General features: G+C 37.9%; 21 protein-coding genes. 6 read left to right on the plus strand and 15 right to left on the minus strand.

What is annotated here, in order from left to right:
• Positions 1–21 precede the first annotated feature (21 nt).
• On the minus strand, positions 22–723 hold the full coding sequence (locus AC6BKE_RS22455; protein WP_499858091.1) for a tetratricopeptide repeat protein: 702 nt from the start codon (positions 721–723) through the stop codon (positions 22–24).
• A 659-nt stretch (positions 724–1382) separates the two neighbouring features.
• On the minus strand, positions 1383–1862 hold the full coding sequence (locus AC6BKE_RS22460; RefSeq protein ID WP_036120381.1) for a thioredoxin family protein: 480 nt from the start codon (positions 1860–1862) through the stop codon (positions 1383–1385).
• Between the two features lie 196 nt (positions 1863–2058).
• On the opposite strand from AC6BKE_RS22460, the gene AC6BKE_RS22465 reads away from it, so the two are divergent.
• Both AC6BKE_RS22465 and AC6BKE_RS22470 read left to right on the plus strand, forming a co-directional pair.
• Positions 2059–4353 carry a YhgE/Pip family protein gene (locus tag AC6BKE_RS22465; protein ID WP_499858094.1) on the plus strand — a complete coding sequence of 765 codons (2295 nt, stop codon included), beginning with the start codon at positions 2059–2061 and terminating at the stop codon, positions 4351–4353.
• 80 nt (positions 4354–4433) lie between these two features.
• Positions 4434–4940, plus strand: coding sequence for a PCYCGC motif-containing (lipo)protein (locus AC6BKE_RS22470; RefSeq protein WP_036120389.1), 507 nt, complete (start codon positions 4434–4436; stop codon positions 4938–4940).
• A gap of 28 nt (positions 4941–4968) precedes the next feature.
• On the opposite strand, the gene AC6BKE_RS22475 is transcribed toward AC6BKE_RS22470, so the two are convergent.
• From AC6BKE_RS22475 to AC6BKE_RS22500, 6 genes are all read right to left on the minus strand, one after another.
• Positions 4969–7011: a cellulose biosynthesis cyclic di-GMP-binding regulatory protein BcsB gene (locus AC6BKE_RS22475; RefSeq protein ID WP_499858097.1), complete on the minus strand. Its 2043-nt coding sequence runs from the start codon at positions 7009–7011 to the stop codon at positions 4969–4971.
• Complete coding sequence (locus tag AC6BKE_RS22480) at positions 7011–8282, minus strand: glycosyltransferase family 2 protein (protein WP_036120395.1); 1272 nt, start codon at positions 8280–8282, stop codon at positions 7011–7013. Before AC6BKE_RS22480 ends, AC6BKE_RS22475 begins: the two co-directional genes overlap by 1 nt.
• The gene (locus AC6BKE_RS22485) at positions 8275–9723 is read right to left on the minus strand and encodes a hypothetical protein (RefSeq protein ID WP_499858099.1); all 1449 of its coding nucleotides are present in this window, start codon (positions 9721–9723) and stop codon (positions 8275–8277) included. Before AC6BKE_RS22485 ends, AC6BKE_RS22480 begins: the two co-directional genes overlap by 8 nt.
• Positions 9713–10570 carry a diguanylate cyclase domain-containing protein gene (locus tag AC6BKE_RS22490; protein ID WP_499858101.1) on the minus strand — a complete coding sequence of 286 codons (858 nt, stop codon included), beginning with the start codon at positions 10568–10570 and terminating at the stop codon, positions 9713–9715. Before AC6BKE_RS22490 ends, AC6BKE_RS22485 begins: the two co-directional genes overlap by 11 nt.
• Positions 10551–11609, minus strand: coding sequence for a glycosyl hydrolase family 8 (locus AC6BKE_RS22495; RefSeq protein ID WP_499858102.1), 1059 nt, complete (start codon positions 11607–11609; stop codon positions 10551–10553). The genes AC6BKE_RS22490 and AC6BKE_RS22495 overlap by 20 nt, the downstream gene beginning before the upstream one ends.
• Positions 11610–11885: 276 nt before the next feature.
• On the minus strand, positions 11886–12422 hold the full coding sequence (locus tag AC6BKE_RS22500; RefSeq protein ID WP_036120402.1) for a hydrolase: 537 nt from the start codon (positions 12420–12422) through the stop codon (positions 11886–11888).
• Between the two features lie 415 nt (positions 12423–12837).
• Between AC6BKE_RS22500 and serC the strand changes: the two genes are divergently transcribed.
• The gene (serC, locus tag AC6BKE_RS22505; protein WP_271910337.1) at positions 12838–13926 is read left to right on the plus strand and encodes a 3-phosphoserine/phosphohydroxythreonine transaminase; all 1089 of its coding nucleotides are present in this window, start codon (positions 12838–12840) and stop codon (positions 13924–13926) included.
• Between the two features lie 274 nt (positions 13927–14200).
• On the plus strand, positions 14201–14560 hold the full coding sequence (locus AC6BKE_RS22510) for a hypothetical protein (RefSeq protein WP_036120408.1): 360 nt from the start codon (positions 14201–14203) through the stop codon (positions 14558–14560).
• A gap of 66 nt (positions 14561–14626) precedes the next feature.
• Here the strand turns inward: AC6BKE_RS22510 and AC6BKE_RS22515 are convergent, their stop codons facing one another.
• From AC6BKE_RS22515 to AC6BKE_RS22525, 3 genes are read right to left on the minus strand one after another with little or no spacing between them, the layout of a single operon-like run.
• Positions 14627–15055, minus strand: a complete 429-nt coding sequence (locus AC6BKE_RS22515) for a Fur family transcriptional regulator (RefSeq protein ID WP_036120410.1) — start codon at positions 15053–15055, stop codon at positions 14627–14629.
• The gene (locus AC6BKE_RS22520; RefSeq protein WP_499858104.1) at positions 15052–15915 is read right to left on the minus strand and encodes a metal ABC transporter permease; all 864 of its coding nucleotides are present in this window, start codon (positions 15913–15915) and stop codon (positions 15052–15054) included. Before AC6BKE_RS22520 ends, AC6BKE_RS22515 begins: the two co-directional genes overlap by 4 nt.
• A gap of 14 nt (positions 15916–15929) precedes the next feature.
• A complete protein-coding gene (locus AC6BKE_RS22525; RefSeq protein ID WP_036120413.1) occupies positions 15930–16676 on the minus strand; it encodes a metal ABC transporter ATP-binding protein in 747 nt (248 codons plus the stop codon).
• Positions 16677–16843: 167 nt separating this feature from the next.
• Here AC6BKE_RS22525 and AC6BKE_RS22530 point away from each other — a divergent pair, with 167 nt between their 5' ends.
• Complete coding sequence (locus AC6BKE_RS22530) at positions 16844–17080, plus strand: endonuclease IV (protein WP_036120418.1); 237 nt, start codon at positions 16844–16846, stop codon at positions 17078–17080.
• A gap of 65 nt (positions 17081–17145) precedes the next feature.
• On the opposite strand, the gene AC6BKE_RS22535 is transcribed toward AC6BKE_RS22530, so the two are convergent.
• Together AC6BKE_RS22535 and AC6BKE_RS22540 are read right to left on the minus strand one after the other, a co-directional pair.
• A complete protein-coding gene (locus tag AC6BKE_RS22535; RefSeq protein ID WP_141905082.1) occupies positions 17146–18039 on the minus strand; it encodes a deoxyribonuclease IV in 894 nt (297 codons plus the stop codon).
• Between the two features lie 12 nt (positions 18040–18051).
• On the minus strand, positions 18052–19353 hold the full coding sequence (locus tag AC6BKE_RS22540; RefSeq protein ID WP_036120423.1) for a DEAD/DEAH box helicase: 1302 nt from the start codon (positions 19351–19353) through the stop codon (positions 18052–18054).
• A gap of 293 nt (positions 19354–19646) precedes the next feature.
• On the opposite strand from AC6BKE_RS22540, the gene AC6BKE_RS22545 reads away from it, so the two are divergent.
• Positions 19647–20702, plus strand: a complete 1056-nt coding sequence (locus AC6BKE_RS22545) for a 2,3-butanediol dehydrogenase (protein ID WP_499858107.1) — start codon at positions 19647–19649, stop codon at positions 20700–20702.
• Positions 20703–20741: 39 nt separating this feature from the next.
• On the opposite strand, the gene kdpC is transcribed toward AC6BKE_RS22545, so the two are convergent.
• Entirely contained in the window at positions 20742–21386 is a 645-nt protein-coding gene (gene kdpC, locus AC6BKE_RS22550) for a K(+)-transporting ATPase subunit C (RefSeq protein WP_499858108.1), read from the minus strand.
• A gap of 12 nt (positions 21387–21398) precedes the next feature.
• Positions 21399–23462, minus strand: a complete 2064-nt coding sequence (kdpB, locus tag AC6BKE_RS22555) for a potassium-transporting ATPase subunit KdpB (protein ID WP_499858110.1) — start codon at positions 23460–23462, stop codon at positions 21399–21401.
• Positions 23463–23474 lie beyond the last annotated feature (12 nt).

Below are 23474 nucleotides of genomic sequence, written 5' to 3' on the forward strand. Positions count from 1 at the left end.
GTTGGAGACATTCTACATAAATTAAGAGAACACATAGCTATCCATAGTATCCATTGTATTTTGAATGGCATCTTTCAATGATCGTTGCTGTTCTCCGCAAGAGGCTAGTGCATCCTCCAAAGCGAGTGCGGCATTCGCCATAAATGGAGCCATTTGTAAATCCTTCGCCAATTGAATAAGGACTAGTGCTTTATTCCATTTCCAACGAGGATTTATAGGATCTAGTTGAATCGCTTGCTCTAAATAACCAAGTGCATCAAAAGGCATCCAACCAAAGCGATGCATTGTCTGCCCCGTAATCCCCCAGTAGACAGCCTTATTTGGGTTTTCCTTTACTGCTTGTTGAAAGCAGTGAACACTCTCATTGTAGTGGTGAGCAAATAAAAACAGCTCCCCTTGTGTAAAAAAGGATTGAGCCCTATCGGATGGTGTGCCTGTTTTCGCAGCTTCCTCTAATTGCTGAATACGCTTGGCAAATGCCTCTTCCTCTTCTATTGCACGTATTTCCACCACCAAATCCGATTCAGGGTAGCTTTCATCAGCTCTTTCTGCATGCTGTACTTCCCCATGTGCTGTAGGCTTTGGGTAGCGATCAAGATCATATTGTTCGAATAAAGCCATGTATTTTTGTGCCCGTGCTTTTTCTTCTTCGCTTGTCACCTGCTTCGCCAATTCATAGCATTTCATCAGTTCACCGTTATAAAAATAATCATCCATTAACATTGTCGATTCCTCCAGTGTACAACTTTTCAGTATTTTTAGTATACACTACAAAAATCAAAAGAGACTGTATCAAAAGTTATTTTGATACAGTCTCTTAATGTAGAAAAGAAAACCATCCATAATAGCATTTTTGCGAAAGGTAAAAAAGGATTTCCGTTGCAGGCTACTTGCTTTCCTGTAGGCGAGCGCCGAGCCGCTTCCCTGTTTAGGGGCTCGCCTGTCTCGCTATCCCACGGGACTCAAGTAGCCTTCCACCCCATAAAATAAAAATGTTAACTTTTTAGCAAAGGTTCAAGTGAAGGCATTCACTACTCTTTTATGGAGGGGTGTTGTCACACATCACTTCTCCACATTGAAAATAAGAGGCTATCCTCTCTTATAATATAAATAATGGGCTATTTTGTTCAGGAAAAGACACTTTTGCAGAATGGTTGATTGGAGTGGAGCCAGCGTCACTCCTAGGGGATTTAGCGTCACAGAGGAGACCCTGGAGCGAACGCAGTGAGTGAAGCGGCTCATCGGACGCCCCCTGGAAAGGACGCTGGCGGAACGGAAATCAACCTCTTACCTTGTTAAAAAGTCTTGTTCTGCTATTAACATCATCTTTTTCAACAACATGAGACTGTATCAAAAGTTATTTTGATACAGTCTCTACTTCTCTATTTCTTTAACACGACGGTATTTAAAAAAGTACGTAAATCCTCTTCTTTAAGAGCTCCTACAAAGCGATTTACTTCTTTACCACCTTCGAAATGAATAAATGTCGGTGTTGCTTCAATATTATACTTATTCCATAAATCTTCATATTCATAGACATTCAATTGTGCAACATCAACACCTAGCTCATCGGCAACTGGCATTAATACTGGTGTAAATGCTTGGCAGTGAACACAAATTGGACTGAAGAAGTAAGCATTAACCGCTTCACCAGCTTCAATTTTAGCTTCTAGTTCATCTGGTAACATAATGTTTTGATAGTTTTTATCGTCTAATTGATCGATTGTTTCTTGTTTTAGCTTTTTATCGCCGTAAGGGTTGTTTGCGCTTTCTAATTTACTCTTGTTTGAGACATTGGTAAGCACAATAATTGCTGCAAATAATACAACAATCACTGAGCCAATAATTAATAATTTTTTCACTAAAATAGTGACCTCCTTTTTTACACTAAAAGCCTAATTTTAGTGTATTCGCGTTTGATTATAAAGTGTTTTGAAAACCTAGTAAACTAATTTGCCTTTAAATGAAGATATTTCACATTTATAACATAATTTTAAGTATATTTGGGAACATACATAATGAGAGATCATGCAAATTTTGAAATGTGGGGTGATTTAGATGAAAAACTCGTTCCAGCATGTTTTTCAAATTTATACAAAGGATATCCGAAATATTGTTACCAATTGGGTCGTAGCTGTCATTATAGGTGGACTTATTTTCCTGCCTTCTCTTTACGCATGGTTGAATATTTATGCTTCCATGGACCCGTACGCCCACACAGCTAATATGAAGATCGCAATAGTCAATGAAGATAAGGGAACTACTGTTAGAGATGATGCCATCAATGTTGGAAAAGAGGTCATAGAGAATTTACGTACTAATAATAGCTTTACATGGGAGCTAGAGACGGAGAAACAAGCGCTGGCACAATTAAAAAATGGCGAATACTTTGCTGCCATTGTCATCCCCCATGATTTTTCCGAAAAGCTAACTTCCATTCTAACCGATCAACCAACGAAAGCTCATATCGATTATTATGTAAATGAAAAAAAGAATCCTATTGCCCCTAAAATTACAAGTAAAGGTGCAAGTGTCCTTACACAGCAAGTTTCGAATGAATTTGTGTCGACTGTCAATGGCACTCTTTTTTCCATTTTCAATACAATTGGCGTTGAAATGGAGCGTGACATTCCTGATTTTCGCAAATTTGAAAACTATGTCTTTACAATCGAACAGCATTTACCTGATATCAATTCATTTTTGACTCAAGCCTCTACGCAAGGGCAGGATGCAAATCAATTACTGAATCAAGCACTTACACAAATACCTCAAGTAGAACAACTTACAACAGATGGTTTAACGACCATTCAGAAGGGTTTACATTTAGTGAATGAAGCGGATGTTCTGTTTAATGAGCTGTCACCTGTTATCAAACAAGATGTAGCCACTGTCCAAACTATCGCACAACACTTTTCAGATATCATAAATAAGCTCAATAATATCGACTTAGATCCATCCTCCTTTGCTCAAACGAAGGAAGCATTGCAACAGCAATTGACAACCGCCAAAGATAACATCACTAATAGTATTCAAACGCTTGAAGCTTTGCAAAAATTAATTCAAGCTGATGCCTTAACACGACAGCAATTAGAGAAGTCTTTGACAACTATTATCAATTCTTTACAGGAAAATAATGCCGAAGAGAATCAGTCACTCATTGAACAGCTTACAACGATCCGTGAAGCCTTACAGCATCAACCAAGCTTCATTGATTCCACGACAAACGCTCTTAGCGCATTACAACAGTTACATGCTTTACATGACGATGTACTAAATAAACTGGCACAAGTAAAGCCAATTGATAAGGAAGTCATCAAGCAGGATATTGTCGCTATTAAAAACATGGCACAAAACGCAACGACTAATTTGCAGAAATTTTTATCCTATTATAATGATAGTCTAGAGCCACAAATTCGATCCACCTTAGCTAGTGCTAAACAAACATTAACAAATGCTTCGGCTATGCTGACGGATGTAAAGCAATTCATTCCACAAGCAACAGCTAAATTGTCACAGGCTAAAAATACACTAGGAACGGCTAATAATGCTATTCAAAAAATACAAACGGAATTTCCGACTTTAAGCTCAAAAATTAAGGAATTAGCGACTAAACTGCGGACACTAGAAGAGGAAGCCGATATTGCAGAGATTGTGCAATTACTGAAAAATGACGTCAATGCTGAACGCGATTTCTTTGAGGAACCTATTAAACTGCAGGAGCATCGCTTATTCCCTATTGCAAATTATGGAACAGCTATGACACCGTTTTACACTGTGCTATCTATTTGGGTAGGTTGTTTACTGTTAATTTCATTATTATCTGTGAATCTTCATGGCAATTCATCTTACAGTATTCGTGATATATACTTTGGTCGACTTTTAACATTTGGAACTTTTTCTTTTATCCAAACATTGATTATTACCATCGGCGATACATTTTTAGTAGACGGCTCTATTCAAGCACCCGTTTACTTTATCTTATTTGGTCTTTTCATTAGTCTCGTATTTATAACCGTTGTGTATACACTCGTATCCGTCTTTGGAAATGTAGGGAAAGCATTAGCTATCGTGATGCTTGTGCTACAAATTGCAGGGTCTGGTGGGACATATCCTGTGGAATTATTACCAAGGTTTTTCCAAATAATCAATCCATTTTTACCTTTTACGTATGCTATAGAATTAATGCGTGAAGCTGTAGGAGGGATAATTTGGTCCACAGTTTGGGTGGATCTCCTCTTCTTAGCAGGTTTCTGGTTCATTTTTATCCTGTTCGGCTTTTTCTTAAAGAAATTATTGAGCGAGAAAATGGAACATTTCATGAACAAAACACGTGGATTAGATATATTTCATTGATTTTCAAATAGACTGCCTGTAAATGTTTACGGAAACGATGTTATAATGGAAGTATTGTAAACATGTAGGAGGCGCTATTTTTGAAGAAAACGATTTCTATTTTTGTTGTATTGGCGTTATTATTATTAAGTGCATGTGGTAAAGATAAAAACAGTGTTGAATCGAACCATGAAGCTAATGACGCTTCACATGAAGGACATACACAAGCTTCAGGTGATATACAGGAAGAAACCGCTTCGGCTGATGTCCTGCCATCCTTTTTAGACGATAAACAGGAAAATATTCGTTTAGTCTATCAGCTTGCAGGACAATCGACAGAGGTTCTAGAATGGATGCCATGCTATTGCGGTTGTGGCGAATCAGTAGGCCATAAAAGTAATTTAAACTGCTTTATTCAGGACAAACGAGAAGACGGATCCATCGTCTGGGATGATCATGGAACACGTTGTTTAGTATGCTTAGAGATTGCTGTACAGTCCGCACAAATGCATAAAGAAGGAAAAAGCCTAAAAGAAATTCGTCAGGTCATTGATGATACTTATAAAGAAGGCTATGCAAAGCCAACACCAACTGATATGCCTGCATAAAAAAGCAAAGTCGCACGCGACTTTGCTTTTATTTTTTCAATTGATTTTTCTTCCTTTTGCGAAGAATGATATATAGAATTACTGCGATGACAATAATCAGCCCCACAAATTCCGCAATTAAGACATAGGAGATCTCACCTTTTTTATCTACGTTTATAACGCCGTTATTAGCATGCTGATTCACTGCCACTACAAATTGTCCTTCTTTTGTTTCAATCGCAGCAGCTATCTGTGAATCCGTCTCTTTTAAATGGCTATAAAAGTCTCCCGTTATGGGAGTATCTCCAAATGAATGAATCCATAGTAAAGGCTCATTAACCTGCCAGAAATTTTTTGTTATAAATGCATATTGACCAATAGCCTCAGGTAAAAATCCTTGTTTGATGAACTGCTTAGTTGTATGCGGAATCGTGGTAGCATGTTGTGACAGCCATGTCAGATGCTCCATATCTCCCGTAAAAATAACTGCATGCTTTTGTAACTTTTCCTTTGTGACATTTTTGTCCTTCATCAGTGTGATTTGCGCCATTTTTCCATTCATCATTAATGCTTTATAAAGCGACACCATTTTTGTATCATCCATATTTTCGTTACTAGGGATGACCATTAACGTATTTTCATGAAAGGCATTGGGGAAATCACGTAATGTAAAGGTTGGCTCTGCTGTATCTTTTACAATGGACAATGTGCTGTCACTATCAATATACAGCCAGTATCGCTCATTAGTTGTTTCACACGGATCTTCAAGTTGGAAGCCCGTTACCTCAAATTGAAGATCTGTCATTGATTGCTTGTTAAGCACGTTGGTTTGGATCGGTATGATCGCCTCGTACATATCTGATGTTGTTTGTTCTAATTTTCGTAAATCTACAGCATGTGGCACATTATTAATATAAGCAATCAATTCTAATTTTCGATCCTCGTCCTCTTTACTGCTCGGTATAGTAGCAGATTTTTTTAAGATCAATCGCATCGTCGCTTCTTTATTTGCCTCTAGTTGCGGCAAGGAAACATAATAATGAGGTGTCATTGTGACTTGACTAGATAAAAGTCGGTCCTCAAAGCCAAATTGCTGGAATGGAATCGTTGTGTCGGATGTCTGTTCCACTGTCGGTACATCTTTAATCGCTACTGTATTACCGATTAATTGCTCGAATAGTCTTGCTTCGGTTAAAAATGATAGTCGATCCTGTATCGCTTGAGCATTCGAAGAGGTTACCACTAAAAGTTGAACTTTTCGATTAGAGTCTGTATTCAAAAGTTCCTGCATTGTCAGTGTCATTGCATCACCCGTAACACTTATGTTGTTTACTATTTTTTTCAATAGGCTTGTACTAAATTCGGTTTTCGCCCCGACGATAATGATTGGACCTGACGCTTTACTAACAGCATCTTCTCGTTTAATCTGTACATCTATATCACCATGTTCGGATAAAAAAGCAGCAAGCTGATAGCCACTGTTTAATGTGGCTTCAGAGGCCTGCTTCGGTAAAACAACCGTCGTGACATAGCCCTCATAACCTAAAAATGCAGCAGGATAACTTGTTAAGGACCCTGCCTGACTTTCCTCGCTGAATGCTGAAATAGATGATAATATTTCGATGCGTAACCAATTCCCTGCATTGCCTGGAGCGACGCAAATTCCTTCTTTCAGAATGCCATAAAAACTAGCTGTTATTTTATGTGAGCCTTGTAACAGTGCTTCTTTTGGAAGATTGACCGTAACAGTTTGTTTTAATAAATCGGCTCTCAATGGCACTGTTTTAAGTGCTACATCATCCACTTTCACCGTGAAGGAGGACGGTGCTATCAGTAGTTCTGAATGCTGAATTTGAAATGTCACTTGTTGATTATTTGAGGGAACATCCTCAGTTAAATTGTAGTAAAAATCTCTGGACGAAGAAGGCCCCTGTAATTCGATTGGCTGTGCTAATAACGGCTTTTTCTGCTGTTGATTGCCTTCTATTGCAATTATGTTGTCATCCACGGTAATGGTTGCCGCAACTGCATCGTTAGCAAAACATAAAAAACCAATACAAAATAACAATGAATAGAAGAATTTGGTTCTCATTATTCTGCTCCTTTATCTGATTGCTTGGAAAAACGCTCTGTTTTATACCATTGAACTTCCTGCCCTGTAAACATGCGTTTTATTTCTAATAGTAATGACCAAACGACTAGCACGATCCACATTTGCGAATAGGTAAAATACATAAGTATGACATAGAAGAAATTTTTTCGATTCATTTCTGTTTTTTCAATACTTAAAGTAATCATAACTTCACCTAGGAAAAGTAAAAAGGCTAATACCCATAAAACAAGGGCAATATCGCCAACGGTCAAACCAATATCATAAAATAAATTAATGATAAACAAAGTATTGGATAATATAACGCCAAAGAAAAATAAGAAATACGTAAAGAAGAAGTAAAATAAATCAAACATAATACTTTTTCTTTTTAAGGTAAAAAATTGACTCAAGAACTTTAGCACTACATATTGATTGCCCCTTGCCCACCTTGTGCGTTGCTTCCACCATACTTTTAATGTTTCTGGCTCTTGCTCCCATGTAATTGCCTTTGGGAAAAAGCGAATGTGGTAGCCTAAATTATAAACACGAATGGTCAGCTCTGTATCTTCTGCTAATGCTTTTACATCCCAACCACCTAATTGCTCTAAAACAGTGCGCCGGATAGCAAAATTAGTGCCAGGTATGGTAGCCACCTTAAACCATTTCCAACGCCCTCCCTGAGCCATCCATTGGAAACATATCGTTTCAATATTAATAAAGCGTGTCAACCACGTTTCCGCTGCGTTGATAACACGAAACTTCCCTACAGTAGCAGCTGCTTTCGGATCATTTATTAATCCCATCACTAAATACCAAACTGCCATCCGTTCAGGAGTATTATCAGCATCATAGACCACTACGATATCGCCTGTTGAATCAGCAAGTGCCGAATTTAACGCAGAGGATTTCCCTTTCCCCTTGTTCGGCTCTACTGTTTCAATCACACGAATAAATGGAAATTTCTTAGCGTATTGCTCTGCAATCGCACCTGTTTCATCAGAGGAATTATCATTAATGACAATCACCTCTAGTTGATCTTTAGGATAATATAAACGAGACATGGCCCTTAGTGTCTGGTCGATCACGAGCGCTTCATTGTGAGCAGGGATAAAGACACTAACAGAAGGAACTTTGTCCATTTTTTTAGCCCATTCATCAATCGGTTTTTCAAATGTACGAAAGTGTAAATAACCACCCTCCATTAAAAACATATGATAGAGTAACATGATCCAAATGAGGAAAAGTGAAATAAAAAATAATGTATTAGCCATTTGTTTTCCTCTCCTCAAATAATCTCTTACGTAATGTGATACGTAAACGTAAGGTACTTATAAAAAATAATGTAACAAATAGGGAAACAATGAAAACGAGCGCCCATAATATTAACTCAAATGGTCGTTCATCAAATGAAATTTTTAATCGTTCTAAGTTCGAAAACGATAAGTGAATAGTTTGTTTACCCTTTTCATCCTGCACAATCGAAACGTTCTCTGATGTTACTTGCTGTTTCGTATGACGGAAATCGAAAAATTCGATTTGTGGATGTTCCCTTAAATAAGCTACAAGATCCTCTACATAGGAAGCATTTAAATAGGCTGGATATTGAATACCAATGATGGAGCTAGGCACTTTTAATAATCGATCTATTTCCTGTTGGACAGGATATAGAGGAAGATTGTCCGTACTGTCAATAGACCCAACCGTCATCGGGTAAATGATGCGATTGTCACTTTTCGATAGATATAATTGTTGATTTCCTTGTTGTATACTCCCTTTAAATAAGGGGCTATCACCATTGATGACTGTAGGATAAATTTTACGAAGTACTAAATAATCAAGACTTCTTTCAGTTGGAATAGTAGTGGATGATGAAAGAATAAATGGATAATTTTCCTTTTGCAATTGTTGCAAATAACTTAATAATTTTTTATTGTCGTGCAAGTGATAGGATTTTTTTTCATGCTCATCCATGAAAATGGGTGTGACTTCAAGAGCAATAGGTATTTTTTTTTCAGAAAATCCCATCACTACCTCTTTTAACTTTTGCACATCTGTTTTCATATTAATATCTGTTAACACAATATAGCCAGGATGTATCTGTGGCTTGGGTAATTGTAAAAGCTCGCCTATAATAGCAGGCCATTGATAGGACCATGTATCTTTATTGATGAATTCTCCAATAAATGACCATTTGTCCTTGCTGATGATAAAAGGATAGGATTGGTTTACTGATAAAGCCCTCTGGATTATTTTTGAATCATCGGTTGGTAGTAAACTGTTCCACCGCACAGGGCTGTGTAAACTTTCTTCTCCTATCGCTCTAAGTTCCACTACTGGACCTTCCTGCCATTTGGAAAAGGGTGCAAATTGAAGCGCATTGTCACCTATCAACAGTACGAACCCTTTGAATTGATTCAGTGCAGACAGTGCTTGTGGAGGAAGTTTTGTTGGGTAGGCGTTCATTACAACGATGCGTTTGTATGGTTGCAGCTTTTGTTTGTTGATATCTTCTATCGAAACAACATCTACTGATGTGTAACTCTGCAATATGGCTTGCAATGCGATTACATCCTCATTTGGCTGTTGGTTACTTGTGACATAGATCAAAGCTACGTCCTTATCAGAATCGGCTGCAAAGACCAACTCTTGGTTGATGAAAGTATAAAAACAAAGCATGCCAATGGCGAACCATAAACGATAGTTAGAGCACACTTGTTTTCATCTCTCTTTCCAGTTCTTCTAGTAATTCATCAAATGTTGATTCCTTCAGTGGATGATAGGTAAAAAAGCTTGTTTTATAACGGAGCGTCACCCATTTTTCATTTAACAATTGGTGATTTTTTAAAGCCTGGTCCAATTTGTCATAAATAACTTCCATATGCTCATCCGTCGTATCAATTAGCAGTAAGCCGATATGGTCTTCACGAAATCGAAATTTTTTATCTGTCTGCCTAACAGTTTGTTGAATCCTTTGAGAGAGCTGTTGCCATAAATGTTGGACTTCTTTCGCTCCATAAAGTTGTTGGAACTTGCGATAATTTTCAATCTTCAACACCATAAAAACAAAGGTATGCTTATGTCGATCCGCTCGTCGCATTTCCTCATTGACACTAATATACATACGTGCCTCATTATCAAATCCAGTTTCAACATCAATCGCTACATATTTTCTAACATCTTCTTGCAACTTTTTTAAATAGTTTTCCTGTTCTTTCATTAATTCATGCATCTTACCAGCACAAAGAATGAGTAGCAGCAATATGATGCCATATATGAAAAATATCTGCATAGAGAAGGTAGAATTTAAAAATGTCATGGATCCAGATATTCCTGTATAGAGAAGTGTTGATCCTGTAATAAAAATAAAGACAAGGCTACTGATAAGCCCAAATACCGTCCCTCTCCAAAGGGTGAGAACAAGTAAGAGCATTAAAAACATGTATAGTAATAAGCCTTCAACATCCTGTCGCAATAAAAAATAAGCAGGTATTTGCAAGAGTAAAATAAGAATGGTCCCATATACCAAAATCGCTCTATTTTTAGTCATTGTTGTACGCATTTTCTACCTCCCTTTCTGCTAATAGTGGTAGTAAATTATCAAAACTATGCGTTGACTGCGTTTTTTTATCAACATAGCCTGTTGTAGGGTCTTTCAAAGCTGACATTTTTTCGATGAACTGTTGTGCTAATTGCTGCTCATTTAAGGCAATCATATAGCGAGCTGCCATTGCATAAACGGCTGGTGATTCATAGCTAACTGTTGATTCATTTGTTTGTGCATTGTATCGACCATACAATTTATCGTCTCTTTTTAGAAGGTTTAACAGCCAGTTTTTAAATGCGGCTGTATCTCCATTCATTGAAGCCAGATGATAAGCCGTATACAACTGATCAATCATGTGTAGTTCCTCGTCAAACACATAGCTTTTAGAAGGAATATCATAATATTTTGGAAAGAACCCTGCCTCAGTAAGTGGCGCATTTTGCAAAATTGCTAACTGATGCTGAACTTGTTGTTGTGATAACACATCATATTTTTCCATTTCTTTGAAAGCAGAAGGCATAATATAGCTAATTGTTAGTGTCTGGGCTTTATCATGAGTATAAACATCCACATAATCGACAAATAGATTTTGATTCATCCCATATTGAACTAACTGATCTCCCATGTTTTTACCCAATTGTATGTAAGACGAATCATGCCATTTTTCACCTGCTTCCAGTAAAACACGAATGATTCGTAAATCATCAATCAGGGCGTTTACCGTAGCTTTTTTTGAGCCCTCTATTCTCCAGACAATCATATCATTTGTTAAAAAATAGGATTTCATGACATTCACCTGGTCATTGAAACGAGCTTGATCGTCTTTTTCTAATAGGTACGCAAGCCATAACCCTACTGATTCTGATAAAAATAAATCCTTTTGGTTTGTTAAATCTGTGCTTAACAACCCTTTATCATTTAGTAAATCTTGAATAACAAACTGTTCCGTTGGTGAAAGAGGTTCTTTTTGAACAGTCATTTCTTTGGCCGTACAACTAATCAAAAAAAGAACAACACTACCTATAAACAGCAACCATTTATTATTTTTACGCATTGTCATCATCCTCATTAATCGTTATTTCCCTATAATGAAATCCCGCCTTTTTATTATAGTATACAATAATTAGAATGGCGAAGCTTTTATAAGAGTAGTGTCCTACGCGTATCTGTTTCCATAAAAAAAAGATGTCCGAAAAAGGTCTATAGACCCATCGAACACCTACCATATTTATATAAAATCATTATATTTTTGTACATTATTATTAAAAGCAAAAATTATTATTACAAAGATTGCATGTTCCAGACCAATTGTTTCAATTTTAACTTCCTTTTACTTCACTAACTGTAAAATTGTTTTAAAATGTTCATGGTCTGCACGTTGTAACAGCTCGTATAAAATCATCTCTGTGCTCGTTGGATAAATACCAAGTGCATTCATCTTAGTTAGCCCGATTTCTTTATTTGCCTTTGTTCGAGAAGACACAGCATCTACCACAACTTCCACTTCAAATCCTTGTTCCTTCAATTGTCTCGCCGTTTGGTACACACATATATGTGTTTCGATACCCGTGACAATAAATTGTGAACGTCCGCTTTCCTTCATCGCCTCCACAAATGCCTCTTCCTGGCAAGCACTAAAAGCCATTTTAGCAATGGGTTGCCCTTGTAAATGCTGGGCTATATCCAGTGCTGTTCCACCTAAACGACTTGGATTTTGTTCGAGCCATAAAATAGGTACTTCAAGTGCTTGCATGGCTTGTACCAACTTTGCTACATTGTCAATCATCGCTTCACTGTCATCCACAATTGTCGCTAACTTTCCTTGTACGTCCACAACCACTAAACAAGCTTTCTCTACTGTAAACATTTTGAACACCTCTTTTTCCTATTCTCTCTTATGATTATACAAAATCTTGCTTTACCTGTCGTAAAGTAAGAAGTCCCTTTCTTCAAAAATAGAGAGTACTGCAATCGATTTTGCTTGTTTTGGTGCTTCTTATACATTTTATCTATAATGGTAGAATAATTCCCATATCTTCAAAAACGAACATTGCACGAATTAAATCACAGCAATATGTATAAATCACGAAATATACAACTTATTTATTTGACCAAAACTTCTTTTCATTCGTATTTAACCTTCAAAACAGACTTAAATGTGACCATTTTGTTGCGAGTCTGTCGCTATTCTGCTCAAATATTAAGAATTTTATTTTTTCTCTTGAAAATTGGGGTATAATCCAGTAAAGTTCTGTTATTAACCAAACAAGGAGTGTACCACTTTGACACAACGTGCATACAATTTCAACGCAGGTCCATCTGCACTACCACAAGAAGTATTAGAAAAAGCTCAAGAGCAATTAGTAAACTTCCGTGATTCAGGTATGTCCATTATGGAAATGAGTCACCGTAGTGCTATTTTCGACGAAGTACATAACGAAGCCATTGCTTTATTAAAAAAACTTTATGCCATTCCAGAAAACTATGAGGTGCTATTTTTACAAGGTGGCGCAAGTCTTCAATTTACAATGATTCCTATGAACTTCTTAACAACTGAGCAAAAAGCTAGCTATGTATTATCAGGCTCATGGTCTGAAAAAGCTTTTAAGGAAGCGAAATTGTTTGGTACACCTGTTGAAGCTGCAAGCACAAAAGAAAACCAATACCGTAATATTCCTGCTTTAGCAGACATTCAATTCAATGAAGATGATGCCTATGTACACATCACATCAAATAATACGATCTACGGTACACAATGGAGAAATTATCCTGACACAGGAAATGTTCCATTAATTGCCGATATGTCTAGTGATATTCTGTCAAAACCAGTGGATATTGAAAAATTCGGAATCATCTATGCAGGCGCTCAAAAAAACCTTGGTCCATCAGGGGTAACGGTCGTCATTATTCGCAAAGATCTGCTTGAGAAAGCCAATAAAAATATCCCAACAATGCTGAAATACACAACACACGCTGATAGTAATTCACTGTATAATACACCACCGACATTTGGTATCTATATGCTAGGAGAGGTGTTAAAGTGGGTAGAAGCTAAAGGTGGCGTAGCTGCAATTGAAAAACACAATGAATTAAAGGCCAAAGTGATTTATGATGCCATTGACAATAGTAATGGCTTCTACAAAGGTCATGCGGCTTCAGATAGCCGTTCTTTAATGAACATTACATTCCGTGTTGCAGATGAGGAGCTTGAAAAGCAATTCCTTGCAGAGGCGAAGGCAGCAGGCTTTGTAGGGCTAAACGGGCATCGATCTGTAGGTGGCTGTCGTGCTTCCACTTACAATGCAGTGCCTCTTGAGGCTTGTGAGGCTTTACGAGATTTCATGGTAGCGTTCCAACAAAAACATCAATAGACTTATACTAAACGACGACGAATTACGTTTCTGTAATGACTCGTCGTTTTTTGTTAAAAAAAATCATGCGAATCTATCCCCCTACAAATCATTTGAATTAGATATTTATAGCAATTTTTCAGCTTAGGGCTTTACACAATGCAAAAGATTTTGAGAAAAATATAGATTTTTAAGCTGCCTATCGGACATATCGCCAGCCTCTAGTTATGCACCAAACATAGATTATTAGTGTAAGGGTTACCCTTACGAAACTAGAGGAAGGGAGGTCTAGACGATGGAAGATAAACGATATACGACACAGATGAACTGGCAAGGCTGTAAATGTCCTAAAAAGGTGGAAAAATGCTGTCAACGTAAAGTTGAGAAATGTCCTTGTCAAAAAGAGGAAAAATGTACACCAAGAATGAGCAGCAACTGTAGAAGTTGTATTTGTCAACAATTAAGAAAATTAGAGCTTGCTACTACACTAGATATCTTCTTATCTGGAGGTATTAGCTTCTTAGGTGTGACTTTCATTTCCTTCGATCCACGAACTTGCTGTGCATACTTCCTTGAGCCAGGTGCAGCACCTGCTTCTCCTTTAATTGTAGATTGTAATAAAATTGTTGCGATCCGTAGAGTAGCAGTAGCTTAATAAGTTAAGAGGGTAGCCCTATATAGGTACTACCCTCTTTCTACATAGAAAAAACGCTGTCGTCTTTTAATTTGACAGCGTTTCATGCTTACAATCTGGACATTTGCCATATATTTCGAACTTATGATTTTCAATTTCATAGTCAGGCAATTTTTCTCCTAGCATTTCCATTGGGCAAAGATTCAGCTCTTTGACGTTGCCACAGTCCATACAGATGAAATGATGGTGATGATGGGCAGATTCACAGTGCATACGGAAGTTACGTTCTCCTGATAGCTCCGTTTCTTCTAAAATCCCCAGCTTCACAAAAGTAGCAAGGTTGCGATAAATAGTATCAAAACTCATTCCTGGAAAATCTTTTTTTAAAACGTCCAATAAGTCACGGGCTGTCAGATATTTATCTGTTGCAGCAAACATATCTAATAGTAACTCCCGTTTATCTGTTTTTTTATAACCATTTTCTTTTAATATTTCCCACGCTCTTGAAACATTCATTGCGCTACCTCCCCCTGCTTTGCAGCCATTTTAAACGCTACTTTCTTTCCTAGGATTACCAGTAACAAAATCAAAATCGAAGTGACAACAATCGTACCACCCGGCGCTAAATCCATATAAAAGGCACTAATTAGACCAATTAAGACAGCCGTTTCTCCAAAGATGATAGCATAGATGATCGTTTGCTTAAAGCCTTTTGCCAAGCGCATTGCAGCTGCAACAGGTAACGTCATTAATGATGACACAAGTAAAATCCCTACTATGCGCATACTTGCTGCAATGACAAGTGCTGTCACAATCATAAATAAAAGATGAACCCAACGTGCCGGCAGTCCACTAGCTTTTGCATATTCCTCATCGAAAGATAAAACAAATAATTCTTTAAAAAATAAAAACAAAAAGACAATGACAACAGCTGCAATTCCGATTACAACCCATAAGTCTTGGCGTGACACTGCAGATACCGAGCCAAATAAATAGCTCATTAAATCTGTGCTAAAGCCACTAGCCAGTGAGATAAAGATGGCACTTATGCCGATACCACCTGACATAATGATAGGAATGGCCAACTCCTCATAGTGTTTATACAAACGTCTTAGACGCTCAATTAAAATAGAGCCACTAACAGAGGCTAGTATTCCTAGATAAATAGGATTGAGCATGGCTAAGGCTGTTACAGACTGACTGATATATAAGCTCCCCGCAATTCCTGCAAGTGTTACATGTGACAAAGCGTCCGCAATTAAGGATAACCTTCGTACAACAATAAACACACCTAATAATGGAGCAAGAATGCCAATTAATAATCCAGAGAAAAAGGCATTTTGTAAAAATTCATAGTTTAAAATTGCTTCAATCATGGTGCCTACTCCTTCTAATGAATCTTTCTCACGGAATGACCATACCAAGCGTCTAGCGCATCCTGGGAGATATTATCAAAGTCATTTTTATAGCCGTGGAAGTGAATGGTTTGATTTAAACATGCCACATGGCTAATGCGATTCGATACCGTATCGACATCGTGTGTGACAAGAATCATGGTAATTCCTTGTTCCCGATTCAATTTCGCCAGCATATCATAAAATGACTGCACATTCTCATGATCAATGCCGACAGTTGGCTCATCTAAAATGAGTAGTTTTGGATCACTAACTAAAGCTCTTGCAATAAAGACGCGTTGTTGTTGTCCACCAGATAGCTCGCCAATGTTACGATGCATAAAAGCATCCATGCCAACTGCTTTTAAAGCTGCTTGAACTTTCCCTTTAGCATCTCGCCCTGGTCTTTTAAAGAGCCCTATTTTTTTCGTTAATCCACTTTTCACGACCTCTTGCACAGTTGCTGGGAATCCGGAATTAAAGGCATTAGATTTTTGAGAAACATAGCCAATCCATTCACGATGCTTGAAGGTTGCACTTGGTTCACCAAATAATTTTATTTCTCCAGACAAAGGCTTTAATAAACCTAAAATGATTTTTAATAGCGTTGATTTCCCAGAACCATTCGGACCGAGAAGTGCTAAAAAATCACCCTCTTCTACACGAAAAGAGATGTTTTTTAAAACGTGTGTATAGTCATATTGAAATGACACATTTTCAATATCAATAAGTGTTGTTTTCATGCATGATCGCTTCTTTCTAATTCAAAATCATTACGATTTACAAATTGTAAGTATAAAGGAAAGTGCAGTTTTTGTAAAGAAAAGAAGACAGATGCTTTTTCGAATGGGCTGATTGCGCGTGTGTACATGATGTCATGAAAATAAAACGCGATAAAGGAGGATTGACTTTGAGTATTCAATTTTTACAGCAATTGTCACAAAGCACAGATAAGGAAATTGTCGCGATTGCTCGTGAAGAAGGCTTTAACATTACGACTTCGGAAGTCAAAAAACTTCGACCTTATTTGGAGCAATTCTCATTTTCTTGGCTTTTTTTAGGCATTCCAAAGGACATTCTAGTAGAAGTTGAGGCGGTTTTAGGAAGAAAGCGCTCTCGTCAACTCATCGCATTGTTTACAAAGTAAAAAGAAGCCCGAAATCAGTGTACTATACTGATTTCGGGCTTCTTTATCTTGCTCCATATCGGGTATTAGCCTTTTAACGCCTCAATATGCTCAGGCTTAAATGTACCACTTCGTAACATTTCAATTTCAACTTTATACGGAGCTACCTTAGATTTTGCATCACTATTTAGCGGCACAAATGGTGTTTCTAAAATTTTAGGAACATTCATCAATTGCGGATGGTGCACCACATAGTTTAGGGCATCAAAGCCAATATGACCAAAGCCAATATTTTCGTGACGGTCTTTACCAGCACCTCGCACATTTTTTGAATCATTAATATGCAAGACTTTAATGCGATCCACACCGATAATTTTATCAAATTCGTTTAATACACCATCAAAATCTTCCACAATATTATAGCCAGCATCATGTGTATGACAAGTATCAAAGCAGACAGAAAGACGTTCATTATGAGTGACGCCATCTATAATTTTCGCGAGCTCTTCAAAGGAGCGTCCACATTCTGTCCCTTTCCCTGCCATTGTTTCTAAAGCAATTTGAACGGGATAGTCTTGTGTTAATACCTCATTTAAGCCTTCAATAATTTTCGCAATCCCAGCGTCAGCACCAGCACCGACGTGAGCACCAGGATGCAAAACAATTTGCGTTGCTTCCAGTGCTGCTGTACGTTCAATTTCAGATTGTAGAAAATCAACCCCAAGGCGGAATGTTTCTGGTTTTTCTGTGTTGCCGATATTAATAATATAAGGTGCATGCACAACAATATTCGTCATGCCGTGCTCTTTCATATGCAGGAGACCATTCATAATGTTTAAATCCGCAATGGCTTTACGACGCGTATTTTGCGGAGCTCCTGTATAAATCATAAATGTATTAGCACCGTAAGATAGTGCCTCTTTACTAGAGCCAAGCAGCATTTCTTTCCCACTCATCGAAACATGTGAGCCAAGTAACATGTAAAAGCCCCCTTATTTTTTACCTCGTGCTTTTAAGCGACGTTCACGTTTTTTAATTTTTTCCATTTCCCATTTCATATTACGTTTATAGCCAGGTTTAACTTTTTTAGGCTTACGCACTAACGCTTTCGCTTTCACATCGATTTCATTCTCTTGCTTCACGCGATTTTTACGTGCGTGACGTTCTTTTAACTCAGACCATTCGCCATCTTTTACGTCTTTTTGCACAAATGGAATGCCCATTTTTTCGACACGAACTACTGCATCCTCATCAGACGGTTCAAATAAAGTAATGGCTGTTCCTTTATTGCCTGCACGTGCTGTACGTCCAACTCGGTGAATGAAGAATTCCAAGTCCTCTGGAATTTCATAGTTAATAACATGAGAAATTCCTTGAATATCAATACCACGTGCCGCTAAATCAGTAGCAACAATGTATTGATAGTCGAGTTCACGAATTTGCTTCATCATCTTTTTACGATCACGTGGACTTAAATCACCATGAATTTGGCCACAACGGATGCCATGCTCATTTAAATAACCAGCAACATGCTCTGCCGTTTTACGTGTGTTAGTAAAAATAACGGCTAAAAACGGATTGATACCTTCAATGACTTCTAATAAACGTTTGTTACGAGATTTTGAGCGCACTGGCACAAGTACAAAATCGATACCTTCTGCCACTGGTCGTTTATCATTCATATGGATGTGCACTGGAGCTTCCATATATTTTTTTAAAAATGGCTGAAGTTTTTCTGGAATCGTTGCAGAAAAAACATACATTTCAAGCTTTTCTGGCATCTGTGAAGCAAATCCATCAATCTCTTCTATGAAGCCCATATCGAAAGCTAAATCTGCTTCATCGACAACTAACATTGGTGCCGTATGCACAAATAACGCTTGTGCTGAAACAAGATCACGAATACGTCCAGGTGTTCCAACAACAATTTGAGGTTGTGTTTTTAATTTATCAATGGAGCGTTGTTTGTCCGTACCCCCAATAAATAGTTTCGCTTGAATAGCAGTTCCTTCTATTAATTGATTTAAAGCATCAAAAATTTGCTGTGCCAGCTCTCGTGTAGGGGAAGTAATAACGGCCTGTACTTCCTGTTTTTCTGCATCAATACGTTGAACAATTGGAATTAAAAAACTATGTGTTTTCCCTGTTCCTGTATGTGCCTGTCCAATGGCACTCTTCCCTTTTAATAAAAGTGGAATAATTTCTTTTTGAATTGGTGTCGGTTCTGTAAAGCCAAGTTTTGCAATGGCGTCCTGCAAAAATGGCTGAAAATTATAATCAGTATATTTTGACATCATTCGTTCCTCCTAACATCTTTCTCATTGTACCATGATTCGAACTTTAAGGTATATTTACGTCCTATTTCTTACAAGCATAAACATAATTTTAGTGTTTTATAATCACCGTAACAAAGCCCTTATCAAAGGTACTTGAAATACGCAGAATATGCAATCAAAAAAGCGCTGTAACAATGTTCGAAAACGCTAGTAATATGTAATTTTTATGTCAATTTATAGTGAACTAATGATTAGCATATTTCCCACATGTTATGATGGTGCTGTAAGATATTATAGGAGGTTGATAGATTATGAAAGCAGCAAGATGGTATAAAGCAAAAGACATCCGTGTAGAAAACATTGAAGAACCAGTCATCACACCTGGAAAAGTAAAGATTAAAGTACATTGGACAGGCATTTGTGGTAGTGATTTACATGAATACGCAGCTGGGCCAATCTTTATTCCAGTGGAGCAACCTCACTATGTAAGTAAAGATATCGCACCAATTGTTATGGGACATGAATTCTCAGGAGAAGTCGTAGAAATTGGCGATGGTGTAACATCCGTTAAAGTGGGAGATCCTGTCGTTGTTGAACCGATCCTTGCATGTGGTGAATGTGCAGCGTGTAAAAAAGGGAAATACAATATTTGTAAACACCTAGGTTTCCACGGTTTATCAGGCGGTGGCGGAGGATTCTCTGAATATACAATGGTAGATGAAAAAATGGTTCACAAAATGCCAGAAGGTCTTTCTTATGAACAAGGGGCACTTGTAGAGCCAGCAGCAGTTGCCTTACATGCAGTACGTCAAAGTAAATTGAAAGCTGGCGACAAAGCGGCTGTATTTGGAACAGGTCCAATCGGGCTTCTTGTGATCGAAGCATTACGTGCAGCAGGCGCAGCAGAAATATATGCTGTAGAGCTTTCAGCAGAGCGTGCCGCAAAAGCTTTAGAACTTGGTGCAACAGCCGTAATTAACCCTAAAGACGAAGATGCAGTAGCTCGTCTACATGAATTAACAAACGGCGGCGTAGACGTTGCCTTTGAAGTAACAGGTGTTCCAGTGGTATTACAACAAGCCATTGATTCCACAACTTTTGAAGGCGAAACAATCATCGTATCTATTTGGGAGTCTACTGCATCTATTCAACCAAACAATCTTGTTCTATCAGAGCGTTCAGTCAAAGGAATTATCGCGTACCGTGATATTTTCCCAGCAGTAATGGAGCTCATGACACAAGGTTACTTCCCTGCGGACAAGCTTGTCACAAAACGCATTGTACTTGATGAAGTGGTGACAGAGGGCTTCGAGGCATTAATGAAAGAGCGAAATCATATTAAAATCCTTGTAAATTCACAAGCTTAATATAGAGAGACAGGTAGAGAAGCTTCCTCTACCTGTTTTTTAATCTTTAACTTTATCCATTTTCCCCTTAATTTCCAGATTCGCCATAAGGAAGTTCACCTTATTTTCTCCAAATACTCCTAATGTACGTTTTTGTATATTTGCCTCTATAATTTTATTAATTTCTTCCTTTGAAAGCCCACTTGCTTGGGCAATTCGGTCCACTTGTATTTGTGCCGCCTTCACACTAATATGTGGGTCTAATCCTGAACCTGAGGCAGTCATTAAATCAGAAGGTATATCTTGTCGTTGTACGGATGGATTTGCAAGTAAAAACTTCTCGATATCTGCCTCTATCCGTTTCTTCAATTCTGGATTCGTTGATGCATAGTTAAATGTACCAGAGCTAACACCACTGTAGTTCACCTGGCCATTGTCATCTGGTAGCATATCCTCTTTCGTATAAACATTATAGTTAACAGATGAAACACGCCCCCAGAAATATTCTGGAGCAGTAAAATTTTGACCGATTAATTCAGAACCAACCGCTTGACCGTCCATTTCGATTAAACTGCCATTTGCTTGTTGATGAAACACCCCTTGCACTAAGGCTGTCACGGCAAACGGGTATATTAAACCACATATAATGAACATGGCGATTGTTATAAGTAATGCCTGCTTAGAACTATCAAAAATTTTTCGCATATAGCTTCCTCCCTATAATCCAACTATACGAAATAATGGTCCTACTAGTAGATCAATGATTTTAATGCCAATAAACGGTGCTATTATTCCGCCAACACCGTACACAAGCAAATTTTTATTCAATAATTTCGCGGCACTCATTGGCTTATACTTAACGCCTCTCATGGCGATTGGAATAAGCAATGGAATAATGACCGCATTAAAAATTAAGGCAGAAATAATGGCACTAGTAGGTGAATTGAGATTCATAATATTTAATGCTTTCATCTCAGGTACAGCAACCATTAGCATAGCTGGAATAATAGCAAAATATTTTGCGATATCGTTTGCAATACTAAATGTAGTTAAAGCACCGCGAGTCATTAGCAACTGCTTGCCAATTTCGACAACTTCAATAATTTTAGTTGGATTTGAATCTAAATCAACCATATTCGCAGCTTCCTTTGCTGCATTGGTTCCTGAATTCATGGCAAGCCCTACATTCGCCTGTGCCAGTGCTGGCGCATCATTCGTACCATCACCCGTCATCGCTACAACTTTACCTTGTGCCTGCTCGTCTTTAATCACTTGGATTTTATCTTCTGGCTTACTTTCTGCAATAAAGCTATCTACGCCCGCTTCCTTTGCGATTGCTGCTGCAGTAAGTGGATTATCACCCGTACACATAATCGTTTTAATGCCCATTGCACGAAGTTGTTCAAAGCGTTCCTTCAGTCCAGCCTTGACGACATCCTTTAAATAAATGACCCCTAAAATTTTATCGTTTAACGCTACTAACAGTGGTGTCCCACCAACAGAAGACACTTGTTGAACCAATTGATCCAAATTGCTAGGAATGCTATGACCTGCTTTCATACATTCTTTTTTTATCGTATCAGTGGCTCCCTTTCGAACTTTAGTGCCATCTAGTGTATCTAAACCACTCATTCGTGTCTGTGCGGTAAATGGAATATGCTCACTTGACTTAATCATGTTTTCTTCACTGTCCGTATTTACCCCTAATTGGGTGGCCAATGATAAAATAGATTTCCCCTCTGGTGTATCGTCTGTTAGAGAACTTAGCCATGCAGCTCGAATTAAATCCTTAGTTTCCACCCCTTTTACTGGTAAAAACTCAGCTGCCATGCGATTTCCATACGTGATCGTTCCTGTTTTATCTAGGATTAATGTATCTACATCTCCACATGCCTCTACCGCTCTACCAGACATCGCAATAACATTAAATTGTGTTACTCTATCCATTCCTGCAATTCCGATCGCCGACAATAATCCACCAATTGTTGTCGGAATTAGACAAACTGTCAGGGCAATTAATGTAGCGATAGAAATCGGCACATTTAAATAAGTTGTCATTGGGTAGAGTGACACCACAACTAATAGAAAAATAATCGTTAAACTTACAAGAAGTGTGTTAAGTGCTATTTCATTTGGTGTTTTCTTGCGACTAGCTCCTTCAATAAGCGTTATCATTTTATCTAGAAATGATTCACCAGGCATGGAAGTAATTTCGATTATCAACCAATCACTTGTCACCGTCGTCCCGCCCGTAACTGACGAAAAATCTCCGCCCCGTTCTTTCACTACAGGAGCAGATTCACCTGTAATTGCGGATTCATCTACAGTAGCAATTCCGTCAATGACCTCCCCGTCATTGGGAATGATCTCTCCAGCTTGAACTAACACCATATCGCCTTTTTTTAATTCATGTGCCAGTTTAAAAATTTCAGAACCATCATTTAGCAAAACACGTGCCTGTGTCACTGTCTTTGTTTTTTTTAATGTTTGGACCTGTGCTTTCCCTCTTCCTTCTGCAATCGACTCTGCAAAATTGGCAAATAGAATCGTAACAAATAGAATAATAGCTACAATACCATTATATAATCGTGCATGTTCTCCACTCTCATTACCAAACAAATTTGGAAAAAGAACTAATAGTAACACGAACAAAAATCCTACCTCCACAACAAACATAACAGGATTCTTCAGCATATATATGGGGCTAAATTTCTTAAAAGCATCTATTAATGCTCTTTTTAGTATGACGCCAGTCATAAAACTTTTTCTTGCTGTTTCCATATGTGTCTCTCC

The sequence above is a fragment of the Lysinibacillus sp. COL-1 genome (genome assembly GCF_059814265.1).

Coding starts and splice junctions, on each gene's coding strand:
- AC6BKE_RS22500 (WP_036120402.1), bottom strand. CDS start 12,422: ATGTTTACAGTAGAGAAAGCTTGTTTAGTGGTTGTGGACGTACAAGGA.
- AC6BKE_RS22465 (WP_499858094.1), top strand. CDS start 2,059: ATGAAAAACTCGTTCCAGCATGTTTTTCAAATTTATACAAAGGATATC.
- AC6BKE_RS22490 (WP_499858101.1), bottom strand. CDS start 10,570: ATGCGTACAACAATGACTAAAAATAGAGCGATTTTGGTATATGGGACC.
- AC6BKE_RS22510 (WP_036120408.1), top strand. CDS start 14,201: ATGGAAGATAAACGATATACGACACAGATGAACTGGCAAGGCTGTAAA.
- AC6BKE_RS22475 (WP_499858097.1), bottom strand. CDS start 7,011: ATGAGAACCAAATTCTTCTATTCATTGTTATTTTGTATTGGTTTTTTA.
- AC6BKE_RS22455 (WP_499858091.1), bottom strand. CDS start 723: ATGTTAATGGATGATTATTTTTATAACGGTGAACTGATGAAATGCTAT.
- AC6BKE_RS22535 (WP_141905082.1), bottom strand. CDS start 18,039: ATGTTACTTGGCTCACATGTTTCGATGAGTGGGAAAGAAATGCTGCTT.
- AC6BKE_RS22515 (WP_036120410.1), bottom strand. CDS start 15,055: ATGAATGTTTCAAGAGCGTGGGAAATATTAAAAGAAAATGGTTATAAA.
- AC6BKE_RS22525 (WP_036120413.1), bottom strand. CDS start 16,676: ATGAAAACAACACTTATTGATATTGAAAATGTGTCATTTCAATATGAC.
- AC6BKE_RS22520 (WP_499858104.1), bottom strand. CDS start 15,915: ATGATTGAAGCAATTTTAAACTATGAATTTTTACAAAATGCCTTTTTC.
- AC6BKE_RS22545 (WP_499858107.1), top strand. CDS start 19,647: ATGAAAGCAGCAAGATGGTATAAAGCAAAAGACATCCGTGTAGAAAAC.
- AC6BKE_RS22480 (WP_036120395.1), bottom strand. CDS start 8,282: ATGGCTAATACATTATTTTTTATTTCACTTTTCCTCATTTGGATCATG.
- AC6BKE_RS22540 (WP_036120423.1), bottom strand. CDS start 19,353: ATGTCAAAATATACTGATTATAATTTTCAGCCATTTTTGCAGGACGCC.
- kdpC (WP_499858108.1), bottom strand. CDS start 21,386: ATGCGAAAAATTTTTGATAGTTCTAAGCAGGCATTACTTATAACAATC.
- AC6BKE_RS22495 (WP_499858102.1), bottom strand. CDS start 11,609: ATGCGTAAAAATAATAAATGGTTGCTGTTTATAGGTAGTGTTGTTCTT.
- kdpB (WP_499858110.1), bottom strand. CDS start 23,462: ATGGAAACAGCAAGAAAAAGTTTTATGACTGGCGTCATACTAAAAAGA.